This is a genomic window from Bacteroidales bacterium (genome assembly GCA_018334875.1).
GTDB lineage: Bacteria > Bacteroidota > Bacteroidia > Bacteroidales > UBA12077 > JAGXLC01.
On the sequence record JAGXLC010000066.1, the window covers coordinates 1 to 18,121 of the forward strand.

The 18,121-nt window shown below is 44.0% G+C and carries 12 protein-coding genes; 9 read left to right on the plus strand and 3 right to left on the minus strand.

Features of this window, described 5'->3' with window-relative positions:
- Both KGY70_07735 and KGY70_07740 read right to left on the minus strand, forming a co-directional pair.
- Positions 1 to 753 (minus strand): ROK family protein (locus KGY70_07735; GenBank protein ID MBS3775060.1); only part of this gene is annotated, 753 nt, incomplete at its 3' end.
- A gap of 184 nt (positions 754 to 937) precedes the next feature.
- A complete protein-coding gene (locus KGY70_07740; protein ID MBS3775061.1) occupies positions 938 to 2,047 on the minus strand; it encodes an NAD(P)/FAD-dependent oxidoreductase in 1,110 nt (369 codons plus the stop codon).
- A 267-nt stretch (positions 2,048 to 2,314) separates the two neighbouring features.
- Between KGY70_07740 and acpP the strand changes: the two genes are divergently transcribed.
- The 6 genes from acpP to KGY70_07770 all read left to right on the plus strand — a co-directional run bounded on the left by acpP (position 2,315) and on the right by KGY70_07770 (position 11,164).
- Positions 2,315 to 2,557 (plus strand): acyl carrier protein, encoded by a 243-nt coding sequence (gene acpP, locus KGY70_07745; GenBank protein MBS3775062.1) that lies wholly within the window; start codon positions 2,315 to 2,317, stop codon positions 2,555 to 2,557.
- Positions 2,558 to 2,581: 24 nt separating this feature from the next.
- Positions 2,582 to 4,714 carry an acetate--CoA ligase family protein gene (locus KGY70_07750; protein MBS3775063.1) on the plus strand — a complete coding sequence of 711 codons (2,133 nt, stop codon included), beginning with the start codon at positions 2,582 to 2,584 and terminating at the stop codon, positions 4,712 to 4,714.
- Positions 4,715 to 4,778: 64 nt separating this feature from the next.
- Positions 4,779 to 5,588, plus strand: coding sequence for a glucosamine-6-phosphate deaminase (locus tag KGY70_07755; GenBank protein MBS3775064.1), 810 nt, complete (start codon positions 4,779 to 4,781; stop codon positions 5,586 to 5,588).
- 79 nt (positions 5,589 to 5,667) lie between these two features.
- Positions 5,668 to 7,647 carry a DUF4954 family protein gene (locus KGY70_07760; protein ID MBS3775065.1) on the plus strand — a complete coding sequence of 660 codons (1,980 nt, stop codon included), beginning with the start codon at positions 5,668 to 5,670 and terminating at the stop codon, positions 7,645 to 7,647.
- 150 nt (positions 7,648 to 7,797) lie between these two features.
- Positions 7,798 to 9,678, plus strand: a complete 1,881-nt coding sequence (locus tag KGY70_07765; GenBank protein ID MBS3775066.1) for an FAD-dependent oxidoreductase — start codon at positions 7,798 to 7,800, stop codon at positions 9,676 to 9,678.
- A 319-nt stretch (positions 9,679 to 9,997) separates the two neighbouring features.
- Positions 9,998 to 11,164: an SDR family oxidoreductase gene (locus tag KGY70_07770; GenBank protein ID MBS3775067.1), complete on the plus strand. Its 1,167-nt coding sequence runs from the start codon at positions 9,998 to 10,000 to the stop codon at positions 11,162 to 11,164.
- Positions 11,165 to 11,202: 38 nt separating this feature from the next.
- Here the strand turns inward: KGY70_07770 and KGY70_07775 are convergent, their stop codons facing one another.
- A complete protein-coding gene (locus tag KGY70_07775; protein MBS3775068.1) occupies positions 11,203 to 11,541 on the minus strand; it encodes a hypothetical protein in 339 nt (112 codons plus the stop codon).
- A gap of 156 nt (positions 11,542 to 11,697) precedes the next feature.
- Between KGY70_07775 and KGY70_07780 the strand changes: the two genes are divergently transcribed.
- The 3 genes from KGY70_07780 to KGY70_07790 form a co-directional block, all read left to right on the plus strand.
- Positions 11,698 to 16,086, plus strand: a complete 4,389-nt coding sequence (locus KGY70_07780) for a CusA/CzcA family heavy metal efflux RND transporter (GenBank protein MBS3775069.1) — start codon at positions 11,698 to 11,700, stop codon at positions 16,084 to 16,086.
- 27 nt (positions 16,087 to 16,113) lie between these two features.
- Positions 16,114 to 17,505 (plus strand): efflux RND transporter periplasmic adaptor subunit, encoded by a 1,392-nt coding sequence (locus KGY70_07785; protein MBS3775070.1) that lies wholly within the window; start codon positions 16,114 to 16,116, stop codon positions 17,503 to 17,505.
- A 50-nt stretch (positions 17,506 to 17,555) separates the two neighbouring features.
- Positions 17,556 to 18,121: cation transporter (locus KGY70_07790; protein MBS3775071.1), on the plus strand; the 566-nt coding region annotated here is incomplete at its 3' end.

Genomic DNA, 18,121 nt, shown 5'->3' on the forward strand with positions numbered 1-18,121 from the left:
TTTGGTTTCTATTGATTCCACGGCTGCCCCGATGATTCCCGCATGGTTTTGCAATTCGGCCGGTACAATTTTGGTTTTGACCTTTTTAAGATATTGGGCGTATTTATCGAATTTTTTGCTTGCTCCTCCGCCAATGATAATCAGTTCCGGATAGAAAAGGGCTTCCAGATGGTGCAGGTATTTCCCGAAACGTTTGGCCCATTTTTTCCATGAGAGGTTTTCCTGTTTTCTTATGGCATCGGAGGCCCAGTGTTCCGCGACCTTTTTTTTCTTTTTCAGGTAAACATGGCCCAGTTCAGTATTTGGGAGCAACACCCCATTGGTGAACAGAGCAGTGCCCAGGCCAACCCCTACGGTTACAATCAGACCCACACCATGAATGTTTTTTCCGTGGCCGAACCTCATTTCTGCCAGTCCTGCAGCATCAGCATCATTAAGCACTTCTACCCGGCAGTTGGTGGCTTCTGATAAAAGTTTCGATGCATTTGTACCAATCCACCCATCATCAATATTGGATGCATTCTGTACAATACCGTCCAGGATGGCAGCGGGAAAAGCTACTCCTACATTGCCCTGATAATTGAAATGATCAACAATTTCCCTGATGGTTGATGCAACAGCATCCGGGGTTGCCGGATCCGGTGTGGGTATCCGGTGACGCTCCGATTGGACCTCTCCATTCCGTGTATCTACAAGGGCTCCTTTGATACCGGAACCTCCAAAGTCAATGCCTAAGCAAATGTTCTCGTCCATATGAGTTTCGTTTTAAGTTGTTTTTTTGACAATATCCAGATGAAAAAAAACGATGTAATTTTTCCTTTCGTTTATGATTGGAAATTTATAAAATATCTTAAAGAATCCAGTAACTTATACAAAAATTAATTCCAGCCCGCTTTCTTGATTTCTGTTATTTAAACTTTTACCTGCTCAATTCATGTTAAATGAGTTGCTTTACATAATTCCCAATGGCCAGACAAGCAGTTAATCCGGGTGATTCAATTCCCAGTAGATTTATGAATCCGGGAAAGCCTTTGTCCGCTTCATTATGAATGATAAAATCCCGTATGGGATCACCCGGTTTTTGCAGTTTGGGTCTGATGCCTGCCTGATCGGGGTGAAGGTCATCCTTTTCCAGAAACGGCAGAAAACGTTTGGCCGATTCATAAAACCGGGTTTTGCGCGACTTGTCCACAGAATAATCCAGTGTGTCATCGCCCAGGTATATCGCATTGGGGCCAAGCTTGAGACCACGGTTCAAATCAACTGTGGCATGAATACCCAGTCCTGTGGTATTCGTCTCAGGAACCGGATATATCAACCTGCTGACCAGTTTGCCCTTTCCGTTTCCTACTCCCCAGTATTCTCCTTTCCAGAAATGGTATTGGTAGGAAGGATCGTCCGCTCCCATCAGTCTGGAGATGTCATAGGCTCCCAATCCTGCTGAGTTTATCACATTGCCCGTAGAAAAGGTAAAATCACCTTCAGCATCTTTTACGGTTACTTCATATCCCCCCTTGATCTTTCTTAGTGCGGTTACTTCATTGTTATAGGCCATCTCCACCCCGTTTCTTCCCGCTTCTTTTTCAAGCTCCTTCATTAAACCATGTGAATCTACAATTCCGGATTCGGGGAAATGCAGGGCTGACAATGTTTTTATATTGGGTTCCAGTGTTTCAGCTTCTTCTCGTGTGATGTGCTTTCCGGAAGTCACTCCATTGTTTTCCGCACGTACCAGTATGGAAGACAACTGCTTCTCTTCTTCCCGGTTGGTAGCCACGATGAGTTTTCCGCACTTGCTGTACGGGACTTCATTCTGCTTACAGTAATCATACAATAGCTGTCTCCCTTCCATGCAAAGCCGGGCTTTCAATGATCCTTCAGGATAGTAAATCCCCGAATGAATTACTTCGGAATTCCGGCTTGAAGTCTCCTTTCCGAATCCCTTGTTCCTTTCAACGAGTACAATTCCTTCATATTCATATGAAAGCCTTGCTGCAATGGCCAGACCTACTACTCCTGCTCCTATAATGGTGATTTCTGTATCCAAAATGACAAAATGGTTTGAATTATTTAATTGTTTACGCCGGCACAATTTATAAAATCAATGCAAAACAGATGTCTTTTTTTGATTTTTATTTTCGTTAGCAGTTCCTTTTTTGTGGGTATTTCAGGATTTTTATGATCCATTTGGTTTAGATGAGAAAATTTTTATTTTTGATTTTTAAAAGAATCATTTATTTTTGGAACTTAATTTTTGGATGAATCACCTACAGCAGCGATTTCACACCTAATTATATTAAAAAAGGATTGTAGTATGGGAAAAGAAGAAATTAAAGAAAGAGTCAAAAAGGTAATTGCAAAAGTGCTCAACACTGATGTTTCTGAAATATCAGATGATGCCAATTTTATTTTCGATCTTGGAGCTGATTCTATTCAGAGTGTTCAATTGATAGCTGGTTTTGAAGAAGAATTCGATATCGACTTGGATGAAGACAAAGCTAAGGAAGTACAGTCGGTTTCAGGGGCTATTGATTTTATTGCAGGTTATCTGGAATAATATTTAAACTGAAAACTTTAAAGTATGGGTAGAAGATTCGACATTCACCAGAAGAACCTGAAAAACTTTTTTGATCCCGGATCAATAGCTTTAGTAGGGACTAACAGGCAAAGAGGGACTGTTCCCGGTGATGTATTCATTAACCTTCTTCAGGCAGAGTTTAACGGTTTGCTTTTTCCGGTTAGTCCCAGAGATAAGTACATTTCGGGAGTTAAAACCTATAAATACGTCACCGATATTGAAGACCCTGTTGATCTGGCTGTAATTGTTTTCCCCAGTTCAGTAGTTCATTTGGCTTTGGAGCAATGCGGTGAAAAGGGCATCAAATCGGTGATTATTATTTCTGCTGGTTTCCGTGAAGTAGGGGGCGTAGGTATAGAACGGGAGAAGAAACTTATGGAGATCGCAGAGAAATACGATATGTCCATAATAGGCCCGAATTGTCTGGGTATTATCAACACCGACAATTTTGTGCGGCTTAATGCTTCGTTTGCTAGGAAACTTCCGCATGAAGGGAATATAGCATTTATTTCCCAGAGCGGGGCTTTATGTACCGGTGTTCTGGATTATGCCAGGGCACATCAGATAGGGTTCTCCAAATTTATCAGTTTCGGTAATAAACCTGACATTAACGAGATTGATCTTTTATATTATTTAGCCAGGGATGAGAAAACCAAGGTTATATTGATCTATCTGGAAGAGATCTCCGATGGTCCCGGTTTGATGCAGGCTGCAGAGTATGTGATTGGAAAAACCAACAAGCCTGTATTGCTTCTAAAGAGTGGCAGAACTTCAGAAGGTGCTTCGGCGGCAGCTTCCCATACAGGATCTCTTGCCGGTAGCGACCAGGTCTGTGATGCAGCATCCGAGCAATCCGGTATCATCCGGTGCGACAACATTGAAGATATGTTTAACATTGCCATTGCTTTTGCCTATCAGCCCGTATCCAAGTCGAATAAGGTGGCGGTCATTACCAATGCCGGCGGCCCTGGGGTTTTGGTGACAGATGCTGTTATTAGTGAAGGTCTCAAGTTGGCAAAATTCAGCGAGAATACTACCCTTACGCTTCAAAAAAGCTTGCCCGCCACGGCCAATATAAACAATCCGGTTGATGTTATTGGAGATGCGCATGCCGACCGTTACAATATTGCTATGACGGCCGTCTGCAAGGACCCGGATGTCGGAGGAGTCTTTGTTATTCTTACCCCGCAGTCCATGACCGATATCATAGAAATAGCCCAGGAAGTGATCAATGTTTCGAATCAGTACAACAAGCCGATCTATGCTTCCTTTATGGGTGAGGCCGATGTTGGGGAAGGGATACAGCTGTTACAGCGCAACAGAATACCCCACTATTTTCTCCCAGAGTCAATGGCCAAAGCATTTGCCAGTACATACTATTTCAATGAACTGATTAAACAGGCAAAGGCCAAACCCAGGGTATTCAATGATGTAGACAAAAAGAAGGCTCATCAACTGTTGGATGATGCGGTGAATTCGGGTAGAAAGCACCTGCCTGAGTATGATGCTGTCAAAGTGCTGGAGACTTACAAACTTCCGTTTCTCTCAAACGGTCTGGCAACATCAAAGGAAGAGGCAGTGCAAATTGCTGAGGATATAGGATATCCGGTCGTAATGAAAGTGATGTCGGAGGACATTGTTCATAAATTTGATGTTAAGGGAGTGGTGCTCAACATATCTTCCAAGAATGAAGCTGAAGAAGCCTATGTTTCCATCACTGACAATGCGGCTAAATATGCCCCCGAGGCCCATGTGGAAGGCGTCTTCGTGACCCGCCAGTTGCCAAAAGGAGAAGAGGTTATTCTGGGTACTAAACAAGATCCGGTATTTGGGCCGGTAATCATGTTTGGTTTAGGAGGGATATACGTGGAAGTTTATGGTGATGTGAGCTTCAAAGTAGCACCTGTGGATGAAAAGGCAGCGATGGGGATGATAGAGCAGATAAAAGCCTATCCATTGCTTACCGGATTTAGAGGAAGGGATTCATACGATATACAGGCTATAAAGGAAACCATCATGCGACTGAGTCAGCTTGCCTTAGATTGCCCTCAGATAAAAGAATTGGATATTAATCCGCTGATTGTCCTTGAAGAAGATGAAGGTGCTTTTATTGCCGATGCCAAGATTATGCTGTAATAGAGGAGATTTTTTATTGTTATTAGATAAATTGATTTTTGAACTTAAAAAAACTTTTTGAGCCATGAGAATTTTAATTCATGAAAATTACCAGTCCTTAAGTAAGTGGGTTGCATATTATATAGCAAAAAAGATAAAAGAGTTCGACCCAACACCCGATAAACCTTTTGTCCTGGGACTTCCAACCGGATCCTCACCTGTGGGCACCTATCAGAACCTGATCGAACTCTATAAGGAAGGGAAAATCTCATTTAAAAATGTGATTACATTCAATATGGATGAATATGTGGGTATTCCTGAAGATCACGAGGCGAGCTACCACTATTTTATGTATCACAATTTATTCAATCACATTGATATTCCAAAGGAAAATATCAATATTCTGGATGGAAACGCTAAAGATCTGGATGCTGAATGCAAACGTTTTGAGGAAAAGATTAAGAGCTACGGAGGAATACATTTTTTCTTAGGAGGTATAGGGGCTGACGGACATATTGCTTTTAATGAGCCCGGTTCTTCACTTTCTTCAAGAACCCGGGTTAAAACGTTAACTTATGATACCATTCAGGCCAATGCCAGGTTTTTTAGTAATGATATCAGTAAAGTTCCCCGCACAGCTTTGACTGTTGGTGTTGCCACCATTATGGATGCCGAGGAAGTCCTGATCATTGTCAATGGACTCCATAAGGCCCGGGCCCTGAAGATGGGTATAGAAGAGGGAGTAAATCATATGTGGACTGTTTCTATGCTCCAGCTTCACCGACATGGAATTATTGCATGCGATGAAGAATCAACTGAAGAGATAAAAGTAGGGACTCTAAAATACTTTAAGGACATAGAAAATGAATCATTGAACAAGTTGCCCGAATTATAGGATGATTTTTAGAAGTCTCTTCCTTCGTTGAACAGAAGCTTTTTATTTCTCTGATTCACTTAAAGATTATGAACTTGCTATGAATTACAGGAACCTAAAAGAGTCGGAAATATCTCAATTGGAGAAGAACGATTGTTTCTCCGAGGATTGGTCGCAGATAAAAGTGAAACCGGAATTTAATCTTCGCCGGCTTCATAGCGTATATTTCGCAGGAGAAGTTAAGCTTGGCGCGTTCTCCGGGAAAGTTGAAGTGGAAGAAGGAATCAAAAAACCTTCGGGGATTTATCATTCTTATATTGAAGATTGTTCGATAGGAGATGATGTTTACATTTCCAATGTCAGGAATTTAATCGGCTACTATGTGGATGAGGATGTAGCGGTTGAAAATGTTGGATCGCTGGTGGTAACCAGTGAAAGCACCTTTGGGAACGGTGTTGAACTGGAAGTATTAAATGAAGGAGGGGGGAGGGAGTTGCCAATATGTGACAAGATGACGGCCCAGATCGCATATCTTATGGTGAATTACCGGCACGATCAGCAATTAGCGGAAAATCTCGGAAAACTTATACATGATTATGCAGAGACAAAAAGATCCCATAAGGGTACCATTGGGGCAGGAGCCAGAATTATTGGCACAAAGACAATAAGAAACGTCAATATTGGAAGTAATGCTGTCATCTATGGAGCAAACTTCCTTGAAGAGGGTACTGTAAGCAGTTGTAAAGAGGATCCGGTAACAATAGGCGAGGGAGTTATAGCAAAAGGATTTATCGTGAATTCAGGTTCAACAGTTGATGGGGGAGCCATTCTTGATCATACATTTATCGGGCAGAGCGTGCAGACAGGAAAACAGTTTTCTGCGGAGCATTCCGTTCTTTTTGCCAATAGCGAAGCCTTCCACAGTGAGGCAGTGAGTATATTCGGAGGACCGTACACCGTAACCCATCACAAATCCACTTTGCTCATTGCCGGCGCCTACTCGTTTTACAATGCCGGCAGCGGCTCCAATAAAAGCAACCACCTCTATAAAATGGGGCCGGTCCATCAGGGAAGACTGGAGAGGGGTTCAAAAACCGGATCGTTTTCCTATATGTTATGGCCTACCCATGTTGGTCCGTATTCTATGGTCCTCGGAAAACACAAAGGCAGTTTTGATACCTCCCAATTTCCGTTTTCGTATATCGATGCCAAAAGTGACAGAAGTGAGCTGATTCCGGCGCTTAACCTGTTTACGGTAGGTACCCTGCGTGACATACGGAAGTGGCCGAAGCGGGATAAGCGCAGAGATCCGAATAAGCTGGATTTGATTCATTTCGATCTGTTTAGCCCTTTTGTCGTACAAAAAATGGTGAATGCCGGCAAAATATTAAAACAATTGAAAGACAAAGCTTCTAAGGAGCAGAGGTATGTTTCGTATAAGGGGGTCCACATTCCGCGTTTGATCCTTCGCACCGCCCAAAAATATTATGAGATAGGTATCAGGGTTTACCTGGGCCATGAGTTGGCAAAACAGATTGATCAGTCTAAAGCCGGTACCTTTGATGAGCTGAAACAGGAGCTGATTCCCCGGGATGGAAACGGAAAAGGCAAATGGGTGGATGTTTCAGGTATGTTTGCTTCCCAACAGGATATTAACCGGCTTTGTGAAGAGGTTAAGGCCGGAAAGGTAATTTCTGTGGATGCTCTTACCGGTGAGCTGGAAGAAATATACAACAACTATCCGGCTTCTTCCTGGGAATGGTGTTCCCATCTTATTGGCGAACGGCTTGGAATCCATTTTAAAGATATTACAAAGGAGCAACTCGTGGAGATACTAAGGGACTGGAAAGAAAATGCGGAGAAGATGAACAACATGATTCTGAAAGATGCGCAACAAGAGTTTGGCTCCAATAGTAAGATTGGATTTGGAGTCGACGGCGATGAAACGACCAGGGATAAAGATTTTGCATCGGTGCGGGGAGCTTTTGAGGAAAACTCATTTGTGCAGGAGCTTAATGTTGAAAGTGAAGAGATTGGTAAAAGAGCAGATGGTTTAATTGAAAAACTGGAGTCGATGTAAACATTTCGTGTTTTGCTGACATATTTTGACTCATTTCAAATTGTTCCCGGTAATGATAAAGGCCGGGAATTTTTTATAATTTGCAGTCTTTGAATTTATTTGGCTTTACAAGCGTAAATATTTTACCGTAGGACATTAGCAAATTTTTTTATGGAGAGAAATACGGAATCAACAGGCAAGGAAAATGCGGGAGGAAATGGAATGAGTCCTGAAAAAACGGCATCCTATTGCAGGCATTATGCCATGTGCAAGATCGATTTTCTTAATACGGGCATTTGTGCTTCCGGGTCTGAGAAGCATTTTGTCAGCTATTATCCACAGGGAAGGATGGATCTCTATGCTGCCCTTACTGAGGGACGCATCCCGCTTACGGAAAAAGCAGTAGAAATTGCGGAAGACTGCGACCTTTGCGGGATATGCGACCGGCAGTGTCATTTCATTACCGGAATGCGTCCGGTAGAAGTAGCCCGTTCCCTTAAAAGCTATGTAGAGGAAAACAAAAACCAGGTTACTTCAGTTGACATACATGATCCGGTTTATGATGAGCTTGCCTGTATCACGGGTGAAGCATGGTGCAGCAAGGACCCGGCCATTTGCATATCATATGCCAATGATCCTTCGCCGGCCACTGAGGAAACCATTCCCGGTTATGTGATTTTGCCCGGTAGTGTGGAGGATGTATCAGCCATTATGAAGGTCTGCAAAAAGCATGGACTGGATTTCGCAGTACGTGGCAATGGCTCCAGTGTGATGGGCTTTGTGATGAGCCACGATCTTGTGATTGATATGGCCCGGATGAAACAGATAGAGTTAGATGAGGAAAAGGGATTGATAAAAGCCGGTGCAGGGGTAGCTGCCTATGAGCTTCAGCAGGCGGCTACAGAAAAAGGTTACCGGGTTCAGACCGCTGAGCCCGCTGCACTGATTGTTGCCAACCTGATGTGTTCGGGCATCTTTTCCACTTATTCCCATGCTTATGGTATGGGAGCGCAGAACGTGATTGATGCTCAATTTGTAGACCCGGAAGGCAATGTATTCAGATTGTCTGAAAAAACAGCATCCAACCTGTTTGCTTATGAAAAGCGTGACGTGCCTATTCCGGGTGTCTGCACGGAAGCCTCGTTTAAGCTCTACCCACGTCTTCCTGATGAAAGGGGCTTTTTGGTGCCTTTCTCTTCTTTCGGTCAGGCCCTTGACTTTCTTCGGGAGATTGGCCGGAGAAGGACCGGCCTCGCTGCCGGACTGCTGGGCGGAGAATATCTGGCTACCTTCCTTTCGCCTTCAACCGAACTGGCAAAGAAGGTTAAGAATGTTCTTCACAGAGAATTTGGAATGGCTTATGTCGTTCAGATGATAGGCGATCGGTACGATGAATCCAATGTACGCGATATGGGTTATCCGGTAATTTCTCAGCGGGTCTTCAGAGCCCTCCTATTGTCCCTTCCTGACCTCCAGGATAATGAAGTACTGGTTCACCTGAATGAAATGATGGAAGGATCTTCTGTTTATCAGATGCTCGCCGATAAGAAGATGGAGCCGCTCATCGAAACGGTGCTCCAGCCGGAGGCCAAAAAGCTGGCCGGTGTCGTGCCCGATGATCTGAAGCCATTTTATATCCGGTTGTATGAAAATCCTCAAATGACTGACCTGGTTTGGCTCACTGATTTCAGAATCCTGAGCTCGAGAATGGGAAGGGAAAAACATGTGGTAGCCTGGATTGTTTATGTGCCGTTGGATAATCCTGAACTGATCATGGAGATCAACCGGGAATTCAAAAGAATCGGTGATAAATGGAATGTAAAGAACGATTATGGATTCATCACTCCTTTGGACTTCGGCAAAAGGGCCGTGTTTGAATATGACTATTACGTTGATCAGCAAAATGATAAAGACAGGATGCACATGCTCCAGGCCATGGAGGAGATGGCAGGGATTATAGAAGGCTACAGTGCAAAATACGATGCCGTCAGATGGATCAGGTACACCCTGTACCAGGGCATCGCCAGGATGGAGAATATCCTCTATACTTGATAGAAATGATTGAATGCCTGTTCGCGCAGGGCGTGATTGAATGATTGGGTGATTGGATGCCTGTCGTTCGCCAACATGTTGAATTGGAAAGGACAACATTAATTGATCATTTATAACGAAAAGAAGGAGGTATCAACCATATCATTGTTACATTGTTTCATGTTCAAATTGATATTAAGGGCTAATGTTAATCCAAATGGTCAAAATATCTTCAATTAATTAACAATCTGACAATCATTCAATCATCCAATCACTCAATCAATCATTCATGTATGCATTAAATTTTTAATTTCACATTTAACAATAAGAATCCGTTGAAATGAAGAAGATACTGTTAACCGGTGCTTCGGGCTTTCTGGGAAGCCATCTTGCTGCTGCTTTCATTGAGGAAGGGAGGAAAGTCATTGCAGTGGTCAGAAAAAACGGCGGTCAGTCAGGAAAGCAAAGGATGGAAACCCTTTTTGACTGGTTCGCGGTGAGCGGATCAGCACGCAGACATTGTGAGGTGGTAGAAGCCGACATCTCGCAACCAGGCTTGGCACTTGATTGCAACTCTTACCGGTCTTTACAGGCAAGAACTTCTGAAATCATCCATTGCGCTGCCAGTACATCATTTGCTGAGCAGAGAAGGGTTGATGCGGAGAAGGCCAACCTGACTGCACTTGAAAATATTCTCCAATTTGCTTCCGGCGCATCGGTTTCTGGGTTTCATCTGGTCAGCACCGCATTTGTAGGTTCTCCCAGGCATAATAGCTGTAAAGAAGAGATCCCGGAACGACATGAGTTTCCTAATGTATACGAAGAAACCAAACATCAGGCCGAACAAGCAGTGAGAAGCTTCTGTGAAAGTAACGATTTGCCCTGGAAGATTTACCGGCCTTCGGTGGTATACGGCAATTCCCGTAATGGAAAGACTTTTCGTTTCAATGGGTTGTACTATCCCATCAAAACCTTGTATCTGCTTAAAAAGATTTTCTTAAAAGACCTGAATAACGGTGCCAACCCTTCACGCGAGCTGGGTGTTTTCCGTGAACAAACCGGACGGCTTTTCTTTCCCATTGAATTGGAAACCCACGATCGCAACGGGATTAATCTGATCCCTGTGGATTATTTTGTAAAGGCCTTTTTATCTCTTTATGACAATAACGGCTCCGCCAAAATCCACCATATTACCCAACCGCGTTCTACTTCCCTTGATACGCTTGTGAGTTATATCTCCGAGTATTTTCATCTGGCTGGCATTACTACCCGTAATGATATGCAGAAGCCAAAAAACCGGCGAAATGCCATGGAGCATTTGTTTTACTCCTATCTGGGAGAATATCATTCCTATCTGCCGGATGGCCGGAAATTTGATGCCTCAAACACCACTCCACTGCTTCAGGCCTCGGGCATTCATTGTCCAGAGCTGGATTACCAGGGTTTTAAAAAAATTATGGATTATGCTATGGAGACCAACTGGGGGAAATCGATTTTGCCGGGTTGAATTCGCTTTAAATGAATTTGCAGATTTGGGATAATATACTATTTTTGCAGATTATGCGCAATTTGTTCCGGCATACCTTGATTTTTCATTTTTATCTGGCTGGTTTGAGCCTGATCCTTCATTCTTTTATTCCACATACACATCATTACGGCAATGAACCGGACCACCTTCTGAATGAATTTAGAAAAGAAGGCCTGCATTACCGGGACAATGATTCTGACAATGTATATTTCACAGATAACCATAATTCGCACGTTTGTCATTTCAATCCCCAGGTATTCCCGGGAAAGGATGACCTGACCGCATCCTTGTTCATCCAAACCGAGGGATCCAGGATTGGTCACCTTTTTGAAACCGGCATTATCAAGTCCTTTCATGGACTTATAGGATATGATTCCATAATATTAAGCAACCAATCCTCCCGGGCTCCTCCTTTCCAGTTCATTTAATCCATATCATTCATTTATTTATCCATTGAATCCGGTAATGCTTTTTACCGGTCATGTTTTATTATTCAATCATTACTTGATTTTATGATACAGTTACTAATACGTTTTTCCGTCAGAAATAAATTCATTATAGGAATAATCATGCTGGCATGGATCGGTTGGGGGATTTATTCCGCCATCAATCTCCCGTTGAATACCCTTCCTGACCTGACCAATAACCAGGTAAAGGTAACAACCTATACGCCTGACCTGGCCACAGAAGAAGTCGAACGCCTGATAACCTATCCTATCGAGCTTGAAATGGGAAATTTGCCCGGTCTGAAAGAGATCCGGTCGGTATCTAAATTTGGATTGTCGGATATCACCCTTGTTTTTGAAGATGACATGGGCATGTACAAGCCCAGGCAATTGGTGAAAGAAAAACTGGCAAGCGCTTCCGCGAAATTGCCTGCCGGTGCCGGAGAGCCAACCATGGGGCCAATGACCTCAGGCCTGGGAGAGATTTATCAATATGTGCTTTCAACGGAACCCGGATATGACAGTGTTTACAGTGCAATGGATCTTCGGGAGATCCAGGATTGGATTGTAAAGAAGGAATTGATTAATATCCAGGGTGTGGTGGGGGTGAATACCATGGGTGGTTTCCTCAAGCAGTACGAAGTTGCTGTTGAACCCGACCGTCTGAGGAGTTTTGGTCTAACCATTACCGATATTTACGAGGCCTTAAAGAAAAACAATGCCAATACCGGTGGAAGCTATATAGAAAAGAACCGGCGCGCTTATTTTGTCCGTGGTCAGGGCTTGACTCGATCACTGGAAGATATTCGGAATATTGTTCTGAAGAATGATAATGGCATACCGCTTCAAATTGGCGATGTGGCTGATGTCCGGTTTGGTCATGCACCTCGCTTTGGCGCTTTTACCTATAATGGGAAAGGAGAGACTGTGGGTGGTAAGGTCATGATGTTACGCGGGAAAAACCCTGCCAAAGTGATTTCAAATGTAAAGGAAAGATTGCCACAGGTGGAATCGGCCTTACCGGAGGGAGTGGAAATGAAGCCATTCCTCGACCGGTCCACTCTTATCGATAAAACTACCGGAACGGTCACAGAAAACCTGGCTCTGGGGGCATTGATCGTAATTTTTGTGCTGATCATGCTGATGGGAAGCCTGAGGTCAGGTTTGATAACAGCTTCCGTGATTCCCCTCTCCCTGCTGTTCGCCCTTGGCATTATGTATACCTTTAATTTATCGGCTAATTTAATCAGCCTGGGAGCCATAGATTTCGGTATCATCATTGACGGGGCCGTGATTATTATTGAGTTTACGGTATTTCAGATAAGCAGGCACCGTACATCCCTTAGGAAGCTCAAAGGGAAGGAATTGCAGAAAGAAATCAATGAAATTACTGTCTGGTCATCGGGAAGAATGATGCGCACAGCCTTTTTCGGACAAATGATCATCCTGATCGTATTTATTCCTATACTTACCCTTACAGGACAGGAGGGAGATATGTTCAAGCCGATGGCCTTAGTTTTCGGTTCTGCTCTTGTCGGAGCCATCATCCTTTGCCTGACTTATGTTCCCATGATGTCGGCCTTGCTTCTGCGCCCTGAGAAATCGGATAAGCCAAGGTTTGCAGATCGCATTATCAACAGCTTACGTTCCGGTTATCGCCATATTCTGAGAAAAACTTTACGATACCGGTATGCTGTAACTTCCGTCATTGTTGTTATTTTGGTTGGAGGTATACTTATGTTCGGCCGTCTGGGTTCGGTCTTTATTCCAACGCTCGATGAGGGGGATTTTGCCATTCATCCCATCCTTCAACCCGGCACCTCCCTTACCGAAACCGTGAATATAAATACAAAACTGGAACAAATCCTGATGAATGAATTTCCCGACGAGGTGGAACAGGTGGCCACCAAAATCGGAACGGGAGAGATCCCCACTGATCCAATGTCACTGGAGATGGCTAAAATGATTATCAACTTGAAGCCCAAAGAGGATTGGACCCGTGCAGAGAAAAAAGAGGAACTGGAACAGATGATGAAACAAGAGATGTCGGCAGCTGTTCCCGGAGTAAGTTTTTTCTTCTCCCAGCCGATCGATATGCTTTTCAAACATCTGTTAACGGGTTCCACTGCAGATATTCTTATGAACATTTACGGGCCTAATCTGGATACGCTATATCATTATGGTCAGAACGCCAGAAATATCATAGATGATATTCCGGGAGCAGGGGACCTCAATGTGCAGAAGGTCATCGGACTTCCGCAAATTGTTATTGAATATGACCGCGATAAGCTATCTCAATATGGTCTGGATATTGAAACGGTTAATCGTACAGTTCAGGCTGGATATTCCGGTATGAAAGCCGGGATCATCTATGAAGGGGAAAGGCAATTTTCTCAGGTGGTCAGGCTTAAGAAGCGATACCGGAAAGATCCGGGATCAATTGGCGAATTGTATATTAGACGACCCAACGGTGGACAGGTTCAGCTTAGCGAAGTGGCTGACATTCGCATGCAGGAGGGTCCTGCCTCTATCTCACGTGAAGCGGTAAAACGAAAAATTGAGGTCGATATCGATGTAGGCGACAGGGATACAGAATCCTTCATCAATGCCGTCCAGCAGGAGCTGGGACAAAAGCTTGATCTGCCAAGAGGATACAACATTACCTATGAAGGTGAGTTTGAAAGCCTTCAGCGGGCCAAGAAACGCCTTTCATGGGTTGTTCCGTTGGTGATGGCTTTCATTTTCACCCTTCTTTATTTTACATTTAATTCCTTTAAACAGGCTGCACTGGTATTTTCCGCGGTTCCTCTGGCAGCGATCGGTGGAGTGTTTTCTTTATGGATACGCGGTATGCCTTTCAGCATATCAGCAGGGATTGGCTTTATTGCCCTTTTTGGGATTGCTGTGCTGAACGGGGTGGTGCTTATGAGTTTTTTCAATGAGTTAAAGGCAGAAGGCATGAATAATGTTTTCAGAAGAATTTATCATGGCACAGATATGCGACTGCGGCCGGTAATCCTCACAGCCCTTACTGATATGCTCGGGTTTTTGCCCATGGCAGTTTCCACTTCTTCGGGGGCCGAGGTACAACGTCCCCTGGCAACGGTTGTTGTGGGCGGTTTGGTGACAGCAACCCTGCTCACCTTGATATTACTGCCCATCATTTATTCATTTAGTGAAAGGATGCATAAAGTGCCCTCTTTTTCAGCCATTATTTCAAGAGCCAGCCAGCGTATCAATGGCAGATATTTGATAGCTGGTCTTGTCTTGTTTTCTCTGGCATACACGGGTAAGCTTTATGCACAACATCCCGATGACCGGTCTGTTCAAATTAAAAGCATGGAGCAGGCCGTAGAAATTGCCCTGGAGAACCATCCGTCCATAAAGGCAGGGGAACTTCAGGTGGAACAGCAGGAAAAACTTAAACATACATCCTGGGATTTACCGGATACCAAGATGATTTATGAAAGAGAGAATGAAGGTACCGGCATTGAAATCTGGTCGGTTGAACAGAAGATAAGAAACCCAGTTGAATACGCGGCACGTTCTGATTTGGCAAATCAACGCATCGAAGAAAGCCAGAGAATGTTGGAGAAAAAAGAGGCCGAACTGAGGCGCAAGGTTCAATTCGCTTATATAAATCTGCTTTATGCAAAGGAGAAGGTAATGCTCCTGGAAAGGCTGCAAGGTATTTTTAAAGATCTGTCGGAGGCCGGTGAACTTCGTTTTGAAACCGGTGAAAGACCTTACCTGGAAAAGGTTTCATCACAGGCAAAGTACGAAGAGATCATAGTAACAAAAAAAGAGGCAGTTCAATTGTTGGCCAACTACAGGAATACACTGAAGAGCCTCCTCTATTTGGATGATTCACTGCGAATTGAAGAGACTGAGTTGAAACCGTTTCAGCCCGGACAAGAATATGTTGCCGGCGATTCCCTGAAATCCAATACGGTTGTAAAACTTTATAAAAACAGGTGGAAAACAAAGCAGGCTGAGAAAAAGGCAGTAAAAGCCATTTCATGGCCCGATCCGTTTTTCCGTTACAGCCGCAGGAACTTCTCAGGCAGTGGAAGCTTTTCTGCCTTTGAACTAGGCTTCGAAGTACCATTGGATTTTTGGGCCGAAAAGGGCAGAAATCAGGCTGCGGAGCTTGCTGCTGATGAAGCACAACAGAATTACCGGGAGGTTGGAAATGATATTCGTACAACATACGTCAACACGTTGAATCAATTGGAGACCTACCGGGAGCAATTGAAATTCTACCGTGAAAGCAGGCTGAAAGAAGCGGATATGATCATAAAGAGCGCTTCTAAACAGTATGAAGCAGGCAATATTGATTACCTGCAATATATCCAGTATTTCGACCAGGCTACGAATATCCGGCTAAATCATCTGGAAACACTGAGGGATTTTAATCGGAGCATCATTGAACTGGAATATCTTTTAGGACAATAACATTTTGAATTATAAAATGAATTAGCAATGAGTCAGATAAGAATTAAGACAGAAGTGGTCATTATATTTATGGCACTTGTATACATGTTTACAGGCTGTTCCTCCAATGATCAAAACGGAGCACATCAGGATCTACATGAGGATCAAACTGAACATACTCACGGCCGGGAGGAGGCCGGGGATCACAATCCTTCAGGCCTTTTGCACAGGATAAGAGATACCTTATCGGAAGATGAAGTGCTCATCACCGAGAAACAAATGAAAACAGCGGACATTGCCCTGGGAACGATAACAAGGCAGGAGTTGTCGCAACTGGTGAAAAGTTTCGGTGAACTTGCCCTGGCTCCCTCCGACGAGGCCAGGGTCAGCGCGGTAATTGGAGGGGTATGCCGGGATATCCGTGTTATTGAAGGCGATTATGTCAAACAAGGTCAGGTTATTGCCCGCATCAGCCATCCCGATATTGTGGACATGCAGCAGCGATATCTGGAAGCATTAAATCGTGATGAATATCTTGAATCCGAATACAAACGGCAGAAAAGATTGCTGGAGGACAGTGTGAATTCAGAAAAGACTTTTCAGAATGCAAAGTCAGATTACCAGTCCAACCTGACCCGTCTGCAAAGTCTTAGACAGAAACTGGAGCTCATCCATATCGATACAGATCAGTTGTCGCCACAAACTCTTCAGAAAGATTATCCTGTGGTGGCACCCATTTCCGGATATATTGCCCGGATCAATGTGAACACAGGCAGCCACGTTAGCCCGCAGCAGCCACTTTTCCATATTACAGCGAATGACAAGGTGCATATTGATCTGAATGTTTATGAGAAAGACATGTCCAAAATTGCCCAGGGCCAGAACCTGACGTTCAAACTTGCCAATAAACCGGCAACACAGCCTATGAAAGGGAAGATCATGAAGGTGGCAAAAAGATTTGATTCGGGACAGCGAACAGCCCTTGTGCATGCTGAAATTTTGGAAAAAAGCGAAGACCTTTTACCCGGTATGGCTGTCATGGCTCATATTCAAACAGGAGGCAAGAAGCAGATGACCTTGCCGGAAGAGGCATTCGTGGCAGAACAGGGTGAGGATTATACTTTCCTGCTGAAGAAAGAGGGAGTGGCTGGTCAGGAGCATAAGGAGCATGCTCATAATGAAGGTGAAAATCAGCATACTCCCGAGCTTCAAAATGAACAGGACAGTAAAAACAACCATGAACATGTACACGATGATTCCGTACACTATTTTATTTTTGAAAGGGTTTTAGTTAATAAGGGAATGACGGAAGGTTCTTTCACAAGTTTTACCTTTGACATCCCGTATTCCGCTAATGACAGGTTTGTAATAAATAATGCCCAGGCGTTGGTTTCGGAAATGAAGAAAGGCGGGAGCGGACACAGTGGTCATGCCCATTGATAAAATACTAAGATTTAAAACAGAAGAACAATGAAAATTGTTGGAACATTATGGCACATACGCACCAGGTAACACACAGAAAAGCTTTTATAATTGGCATTGTCCTTAATGTTGTATTTGTAGCCGTTGAGGTTTTCTATGGACTGTTGGCCAATTCTTCCGCGTTACTGGCTGATGCAGGCCATAATGCGGGGGATGTGCTGAGTTTGGTTTTTGCCTGGACGGCAGCCTGGCTGGCCACACTGAAGCCAAAAGGGAAGTATACCTATGGCCTGCGCAGAACCACCATCCTTGTTTCCATTCTCAATGCACTGATGCTTTTCGGCGCTGTTATTGCCATTGGCTGGGATGCAATTGGTAAGCTTACAGAACCGCAGCCGGTTGCCGGATCTCAGGTGATGATCGTAGCAGGCATTGGTATAGTGATCAATACAATTACTGCTTTGTTGTTTGTGAAGGGAAAGAAAGGCGACCTGAATATAAAAGGCGCCTTTTTGCACATGGCTGCCGATGCAGGAGTTTCTGCCGGTGTAGTTGTTGCCGGCCTGTTGATCAACCTTACCGGGTTGCTCTGGATCGACCCGGTGATGAGCTTCATCATTATCGGCGTGATATT